Here is a 6,868-nt window from a genome sequence, read left to right as displayed (position 1 = left end):
CAGCCTGCGACAGGTCGAAGTTGCGGGCGACCCAGGCGATGACCTGCTCGGCGGAGGAGTCCCAGCCGAGCTCTTCGGCGCCTTTGGCGGCAAGCGCCTTCAACTCCTCCTCGGAGCGGCGGGCAGGGCTTGCGACGTCGGTAAGGGGTGCGGTGTCAGCAGACGTGGGGACGCTGCCGGCGGCGTGTAGGGGTGACAGGCTCACTGCAGCACTCCTTCCTCGGCACGGTGTGCCCACTGGGCGAAGGTTTCGTTTTCGTGGCGGTCTTCGGCGTAGCGGCGCACGACGCGCTCCACGTAGTCGGGCAGGTTCTCGACCGTGACCTTGAGGCCACGGATGGTCCGGCCAAGGCCGGCTTCACCGCGATCGACGGCTGCCAGGCCGCCCCCAAGGTGAACCTGGAAGCCCGGCGTGGGGTCGCCGTCGGGCGTTGGAAGCATCATGCCCTTCAGCCCGATGTCCGCCGTCTGGATGCGGGCGCAGGAGTTGGGGCAGCCGTTGATGTGCAGGGCTATGGGCTGGGTCAGGATCCCGTTGTCGACGAGGTCCGCGAGCCGGCGCTCCAGTTCAGCGATAGCGGTGGCGGCGGTGACCTTGGTTTCGACGATCGCGAGCTTGCAGAACTCGATGCCCGTGCAGGCGATGGTCGAGCGGCGAAACAGTGACGGACGTGCCGAAAGACCCAGCGCATCCAGTTCAGCGATGAGCGGTTCAACACGGTCCTTCTCGACATCGAGGACCACGAGCTTCTGGTGCGGTGTGGTACGTAGGCGGGTGGAGCCGTGTGCTTCCAGAGTGTTCGCGAGCGAGGTAAGGATCGTCCCGGAAACCCGGCCTACAGTGGGCGAAACACCGATGAAGAACTTGCCGTCCTTCTGCTCATGGACGCCCACGTGGTCGCCCGGGGTTTCGGGTTTCGGTGCAGCCGGACCGTCAGGAAGCTCGAAGCCAAGGTACTCATCCTGAAGGACCTGGCGGAACTTTTCTGCACCCCAGTCATTCAGGAGGAACTTCAGGCGGGCCTTGGTGCGCATGCGGCGGTAACCGTAGTCACGGAAGATGCTGGTCACGCCGAGCCAGACTTCAGCGGCCACGTCCGGAGTAACGAACACGCCGAGACGCTCGGCCAGGCGTGCGTTGGTGGAGAGGCCGCCGCCCACCCAAAGGTCGTACCCGGCGCCAAGCTCGGGGTGAACCACGCCGACCAGAGCGAAGTCGTTGATCTCGTGCACCACGTCCTGGCTGGGGTGGCCGGTGATCGCGGTCTTGTATTTGCGCGGAAGGTTCGCCAGTTCCGGATCTCCGATGAACCGTTCGCTCAGCTCGTGAATCAGCGGTGTCGGGTCGAGGATCTCGTCCTTCGCGATGCCGGCCACGGGGGAACCGAGGATGACGCGGGGAACGTCGCCGCAGGCCTCGGTGGTGGACAAACCGACGGACTCGAGCCGGTTCCAGATCTCCGGGACATCCTCGACCCGAACCCAGTGCAACTGAATGTTCTGCCGGTCCGTGATGTCCGCGGAATCCCGAGCGAACTCCGTGGAGATGCCGCCGATAACGCGCAGCTGTTCGGTGGTGAGAGCACCGCCGTCGATACGCACGCGGAGCATGAAGTACTTGTCCTCGAGCTCGTGGGGTTCAAGCGTGGCGGTCTTGCCGCCGTCGATACCCTGCCGACGCTGGGTGTACAGGCCCCACCAGCGGAAACGCCCGTGAAGGTCGGTGCTGTCGATCGAGTCGAAGCCGTTCTTCGCGTAGATGTTCTCGATCCGCTCCCGAACGTTAAGCCCGTTGTCCTCCTGCTTCCAGGTTTCGTTGGCATTGAGGGGCGTGGTGCCGTCGACTTTCCACTGGCCGTGCGGCTTGGCTGCGGGCCTTGTGGCACGGGGCTTACGTGCGCCTGCCGGGCTTGCTTCGGTCGCGACTGAACTCGTCATGTAACGACAGTAGGACCCGCTTCAGACGCCCTTCAAAGGTTCGGCAACACCCGTTCACGTGGCGACACGGCACGTCACAATCGCGTCAAAGTATTGACAGTGCCCGCACCCGAAGGTGACCGGCTCTATGGACGGGCGCACGCCGACACATGCGCCCTGCAGGGACGGCCACAGTCACGGGTGGGGTCCGGCGTCTCAAGGCGGCTGACGGCGTCGTCGTATCGAGCAAGCGCAATTTCGGCCACCGCCGTGGACGGGAGCAGGGGTGCACTCACCACTGTCCCACCTGCCTTGGCGAGCTGGTCGTGGAAGTAGCCGGGCGCCAGCAGGTAGGACGCGATGGCCGGACTTCGGGCGCCGTCCTGCGCCTCGGCTACGGCTTCGGGAACCGACGGGCGCGCACTGGCGCCGTATCCGACGACGATGCGCCCGGGGCGCAGCTCCTTGAGCTGCTCCGCGAGCTCCCCCACGTCGACGGCAGCACATGCGTCCGATGACCCTGCAGCTGCAAGTACGACGGCGTCTGCCGACCCCACTCCTGATTCCTCCAGCCGCTGCTGCAGCAGCTGTGCCAGCTTCGGGTCGGGTCCGAGCGGCGCGGCGGCGAAGGTGTCCGGCCGGCTCTGCACTGCCTCAGCGATGTCGACCTTGACGTGATATCCCACCGAGAGGAGCAGGGGCACTATGACAGCAGGCCCGTCCGGGAGTGCGGCGACGACCTCCGGGAGGTCAGGTTCCTGAACGTCAACGTAGGCTTCGCGGATGTCCAGCTCGGGTCGCAACGCACGCATCTCATCACGCAACCGGTTTACAGCGGCCTGCCCCTCAGCGCTGCTGGTGCCGTGTGAACATGCGATCAGGACGGGTTGGTTAGACGTCTGCATGTTGGCCATTGAAGCACCCGCCTGCGACTATTGACAGTTGTGTCCCGTAACGCAAAGACCTCATGAACGCGCCGCTGATCCTTGACCTTGTCGGCGTTTTCTTCTTTGCTGTCTCTGGATCTTTGCTGGCAGCTCGCAAGGGCTTCGATCTCATCGGGTCGCTCCTGCTGGCTTGCCTTGCCTCGCTGGGCGGCGGCGTGGCGCGCGACCTGATCATCGACGTCGAGCCTGTGGCGTTCTACAACCCGCTGTATCTCGTGCCGCCGCTTCTGGCGGCCGTGCTGGTTTTCTTCCTTTTCTCCCACCTCGAGAAGGTGAGCACGCTTCTGGTGCTGTTCGACGCCGGCGGTTTGGCGCTGTTCTGCATCGTCGGGGCCCTCAAGGCAATCGACCAAGGATTGAATCCCGTGGCGGCAGTGCTGCTTGGGGTGACAACCGCCGTCGGCGGCGGACTGCTTCGCGACGTCGTCGCGAACGAGGTGCCGCAGCTTTTCTCCGGTGACCTGTACGCGCTCCCCGCGTTCCTCGGGGCCACCCTGGCTGTGTCACTGGAGATGCTCGGACTGTTCAACGTCGTGACCGGAATAGCGGTCGCCGTCCTGGTATTTACCCTCCGGTTGCTCGCCTGGCGGTCGGGCTGGAAGGTACCGCTCGCGGCTCAATCACGTCATTTCGAACCCCCGCACGCGGGATAGGATGAATTATCCCCCCGACACCACCTGGAGCCACTGTGACCGAGCTGTTCCTGGATAAATTCCGCGCCCTTGTACCCGCCTACTTCGAGGAAGCGTGGGTGCCGGAAGACGGCCTGTCCGAGGACGAACTGGCCGAACTGCGCGAGGGCCAGGACTTCCCCCTGCCGCTGGCACTGCGCGAGTTCTACCTCGCGGTCGGCGCCTCCGAGGACCTCATGGAAGCGTTCCACTACGTGTGGGATCCGGACGAGCTGGAAATCGAGGACGGGTTCCTGCTGTTCATGGAAGACGTCGACGAGAAATTCGTCTGGGGAGTCAAGGCGGATCAGCTGAACGTCCCGGATCCGATCGTATGGCGGCGCAACAACGCCCGCGGCTCGTGGAAGAACGAGGAAGGAACGTTCAGCGAGTTCATGCTCGACATGTTCGACTGGGTGTTCGACGAAGAGGCCGAATGACCTGGAATACCCACGCGCCGGAGGGCTACGAGTGCCCGTTCTGCGACCTGGCATCGGGCGAGTTCAGGTTCGCGACCAACCTCTGCGAGCCGGGCGACCTGATCTACTCGGATGAACTGGTCCTGGCGTTCATCGCCTCCCACGGCTTCGATCCGAACCCTGGGCATGTGCTGGTGACACCGCGCGCCCATTATGAGCTGCTGTATGAACTGCCCGACGACGTCGCCGGCCGCATCATGACGGTCACCCGCGACATGGCCATCGCCATCAAGCGTGCATGGAATCCCGACGGCGTCTCCACCCGCCAGCACAACGAGCCGGCCGGCAGCCAGCACGTCTGGCACTACCACCAGCATGTGCTCCCCCGCTGGCACGACGACGGCTTCTACTTCACGCCGAAGCGCCCGATCGTGGCCCCGGCCATCCGCGCACGCAAGGCCGCCGAGCTCCGGTCAGCGCTCGGCCTCTAGTCCTCCGTCCTCGTGTGCCCGTGGCCGCGTGCCGCGCGCAATCCTGCAGTTTCTGGCTGGATATGTGGCTCTGTGTTGGGAAATTCGGCTGGAACACGCGGGTCAGGTTCACCGCCGGTCAAGAAGATGCAGGATTTTGGCCCGACCGGACTCCAGAACACTGCCGCTCCACACGATTCCCCCGCAGCCGACTTTACCCACATAGCCGCCTCAAGCCACTGGAGGCTCCGCCAGCCGTTTGAGACTTGCAGCATGGATCCCTCTCAAGCGTTGCATCGTGTGGGCGGCGCAGCGCCGGTGCGAACGCTCCGACAGCGGGGCATCAGCCGCCGTGCAATCGATGCCGCTGTCAGCTCGGGCTCCGTCATCAAAGTGCGACGAGGAATACTCGCCGTCCCAGGAGCCGCTGCTGACTTCGTCTCGGCAGTAACCCACAACGGTCGCCTAACCTGCGTTTCTGCCGCGAGCCACTTCGGTTTGTGGTGTTTGAATTCATCTGGTCCCCTCCACATGTGCTGCCCTGACGGGGCCAGCGGCGTCCACGTGAATCACCGATCTCTCACTGTGCCCGCTCACCCTTACCTACCGCTGGTGGGGTTGGGTGACGTGCTCCTGCACGCCCTCAGGTGCCGTCCCCTGCCTGAAGCAGTGGTCATGGTGTCAAGTGCCATGAGACGTGGCGATATCGCGCTTTCCTTTCTATTCGAGCACCTCGAGGGAGATCGAAATGGCAAGGCCCGCACCGCGCTGCAACAGGTGACCGGGTGCGCTGAATCGCCCATCGAGGTCGTCGCGAGGCTACTATTTGTCGCCGCTGGGTTCCACGTGGAGACGCAGGTGCGCATCGAGGGCGTAGGACGAGTCGACTTCCTCCTCAACGATTCTCTCGTCGTCGAGATCGACGGTGCAGCCTTCCACTCCGATCGCAAGGCGCTCCGCCGGGACCACCGCCGAAACAACTCGACGCTTCTGAACGGGTTCCTCATTCTCCGCTACGGCTATGAGGACGTCATGTTCGAGCAGGAAGCCATGTTGGACGAGATCCGTCTGGCGCTACGACGAGGGCGCCGCCGCAACGGCTAACACACGCGCATAATCCTGCACTTCCTCGTCAACCTCTCCACCGTCACCCCAGCAGTGACGCGGGCGGGCACGCCGGCACTCCTCCGGGCAGCCCAGAATGTGCAGGATTGTGGGCAGGGGAAAACCCCCAGCGCAGCTAGACGTCCCGGCTGACAACCGCCTGCGCGAAGCTCGCCAGCGCCGTCTTCACGGTGCTCTCGGGCAGCGGGTCGAGGGCAGTTACGGCGTCTTCCGCCCACTGCTGCGCTACAGCCCAGGCCTGCTGCGTCGCGGAATGCTCCCGGAGGGCGGACACAGCTTCGGCCAGAGCCTCGTCCGAGGTCAGGTCGCCGTCCACCAATTCGAGTACACGCTGCGCTGACTCATCGCCGGCAGCAGCAGCCTGGCGCAGCAGGAGTACCGGCAGCGTGGGTACGCCCTCGCGCAGGTCGGTGCCCGGGGATTTTCCGGACTTCGCCTTCAGCCCAGTGACATCGATGACGTCGTCAGCAAGCTGGAAGGCCACGCCGACCTTCTCGCCGTAAGAAATCATGACGTCAACGGCCGACGCCGGCGCATCCGCAAAAATTGCACCCAGTTGGCCTGACGCTGCAACCAGGGAGCCGGTCTTGTCGGCGATGACCGAGAGGTAATGCTCCACGGGGTCCTCGCCGTCCTGCGGGCCGACGGTCTCGTGCAGCTGGCCGAGGCAGAGCCGCTCGAAGGTTCGCGCCTGGATCCCGAGCGCACGCGAGCCCAGCTCAGAGACGAGGATGGACGCCCGCGCGAAGATCAGGTCGCCGGTCAGGATGGCTACCGAGTTGCCCCATACCTCATGCGCGGTCGGGGCTCCACGGCGAAATGGCGCGGAGTCCATGACGTCGTCGTGGTACAGGGTTGCAAGATGCGTCAGTTCGACGACGACGGCGGCAACCACCACTTCTGCCTTGGTTGCATCCCCGAGGTGGGAAGCGAGGATTGTCAGCAGCGGACGGATTCGCTTGCCGCCAGCTTCAACGAGATGCCGGGAGGTGGCGTCGGCCAGGGGGTCGGAGCTGGAGATGGCTTCCCGCAGCTGTTTCTCGACCTTCGCAAGGCAGGTCGATACTGCCGGGCCGAGCTCCGGATCCTCAGCAATCAGGGCGAAACCTGCGGGCAGGCGCAGCCCAGTGGCGATCACGCCGGTACTCGGCTCCAGCTCGTCGATGAGCGGGCGCGGATGGCCAGCGCTGGTCCAGCTGGTTTGGGGGGAGTCCGTCATGCGTCTAAGCCTATCGGGCGAGGGGCCCGCTGCGAGCGCAGCGAGTAGTGGGAGCCCGATAGGCGCTATCGGGCGAGGGGCCCGCTGCGAGCGCAGCGAG

At 64.8% G+C, this 6,868-nt stretch carries 7 protein-coding genes and 1 pseudogene; 4 read left to right on the top strand and 4 right to left on the bottom strand.

Annotated elements, in window-relative coordinates:
* The 3 genes and pseudogenes from RIF85_RS09150 to RIF85_RS09140 all read right to left on the bottom strand — a co-directional run.
* Positions 1 to 205: pseudogene (locus tag RIF85_RS09150) on the bottom strand (phosphoadenylyl-sulfate reductase); the annotation flags it as partial.
* Positions 202 to 1,938, bottom strand: a complete 1,737-nt coding sequence (locus RIF85_RS09145) for a nitrite/sulfite reductase (protein WP_309071602.1) — start codon at positions 1,936 to 1,938, stop codon at positions 202 to 204. The pseudogene RIF85_RS09150 and the gene RIF85_RS09145, both read right to left, overlap by 4 nt.
* A 125-nt stretch (positions 1,939 to 2,063) precedes the next feature.
* On the bottom strand, positions 2,064 to 2,822 hold the full coding sequence (locus tag RIF85_RS09140; protein WP_309071601.1) for a CbiX/SirB N-terminal domain-containing protein: 759 nt from the start codon (positions 2,820 to 2,822) through the stop codon (positions 2,064 to 2,066).
* 62 nt (positions 2,823 to 2,884) lie between these two features.
* On the opposite strand from RIF85_RS09140, the gene RIF85_RS09135 reads away from it, so the two are divergent.
* The 4 genes from RIF85_RS09135 to RIF85_RS09120 all read left to right on the top strand — a co-directional run bounded on the left by RIF85_RS09135 (position 2,885) and on the right by RIF85_RS09120 (position 5,528).
* Positions 2,885 to 3,517, top strand: a complete 633-nt coding sequence (locus tag RIF85_RS09135) for a trimeric intracellular cation channel family protein (protein WP_309071600.1) — start codon at positions 2,885 to 2,887, stop codon at positions 3,515 to 3,517.
* A 35-nt stretch (positions 3,518 to 3,552) separates the two neighbouring features.
* Entirely contained in the window at positions 3,553 to 3,975 is a 423-nt protein-coding gene (locus RIF85_RS09130) for a hypothetical protein (protein WP_309071599.1), read from the top strand.
* Complete coding sequence (locus RIF85_RS09125) at positions 3,972 to 4,445, top strand: HIT family protein (RefSeq protein WP_309071598.1); 474 nt, start codon at positions 3,972 to 3,974, stop codon at positions 4,443 to 4,445. Before RIF85_RS09130 ends, RIF85_RS09125 begins: the two co-directional genes overlap by 4 nt.
* A 669-nt stretch (positions 4,446 to 5,114) precedes the next feature.
* Complete coding sequence (locus tag RIF85_RS09120) at positions 5,115 to 5,528, top strand: DUF559 domain-containing protein (RefSeq protein WP_309071597.1); 414 nt, start codon at positions 5,115 to 5,117, stop codon at positions 5,526 to 5,528.
* 136 nt (positions 5,529 to 5,664) lie between these two features.
* Here the strand turns inward: RIF85_RS09120 and RIF85_RS09115 are convergent, their stop codons facing one another.
* Positions 5,665 to 6,768: a polyprenyl synthetase family protein gene (locus RIF85_RS09115; protein WP_309071596.1), complete on the bottom strand. Its 1,104-nt coding sequence runs from the start codon at positions 6,766 to 6,768 to the stop codon at positions 5,665 to 5,667.
* Positions 6,769 to 6,868: the final 100 nt, after the last annotated feature.

Origin of the sequence: Arthrobacter sp., from assembly GCF_031179385.1 — a bacterium.
Taxonomy (GTDB): Bacteria; Actinomycetota; Actinomycetes; order Actinomycetales; family Micrococcaceae; genus Arthrobacter_D.
This window is presented reverse-complemented; position numbering and strand designations above follow the sequence as displayed.

Coding starts and splice junctions, on each gene's coding strand:
- RIF85_RS09125 (WP_309071598.1), top strand. CDS start 3,972: ATGACCTGGAATACCCACGCGCCGGAGGGCTACGAGTGCCCGTTCTGC.
- RIF85_RS09145 (WP_309071602.1), bottom strand. CDS start 1,938: ATGACGAGTTCAGTCGCGACCGAAGCAAGCCCGGCAGGCGCACGTAAG.
- RIF85_RS09135 (WP_309071600.1), top strand. CDS start 2,885: ATGAACGCGCCGCTGATCCTTGACCTTGTCGGCGTTTTCTTCTTTGCT.
- RIF85_RS09120 (WP_309071597.1), top strand. CDS start 5,115: ATGAGACGTGGCGATATCGCGCTTTCCTTTCTATTCGAGCACCTCGAG.
- RIF85_RS09115 (WP_309071596.1), bottom strand. CDS start 6,768: ATGACGGACTCCCCCCAAACCAGCTGGACCAGCGCTGGCCATCCGCGC.
- RIF85_RS09140 (WP_309071601.1), bottom strand. CDS start 2,822: ATGCAGACGTCTAACCAACCCGTCCTGATCGCATGTTCACACGGCACC.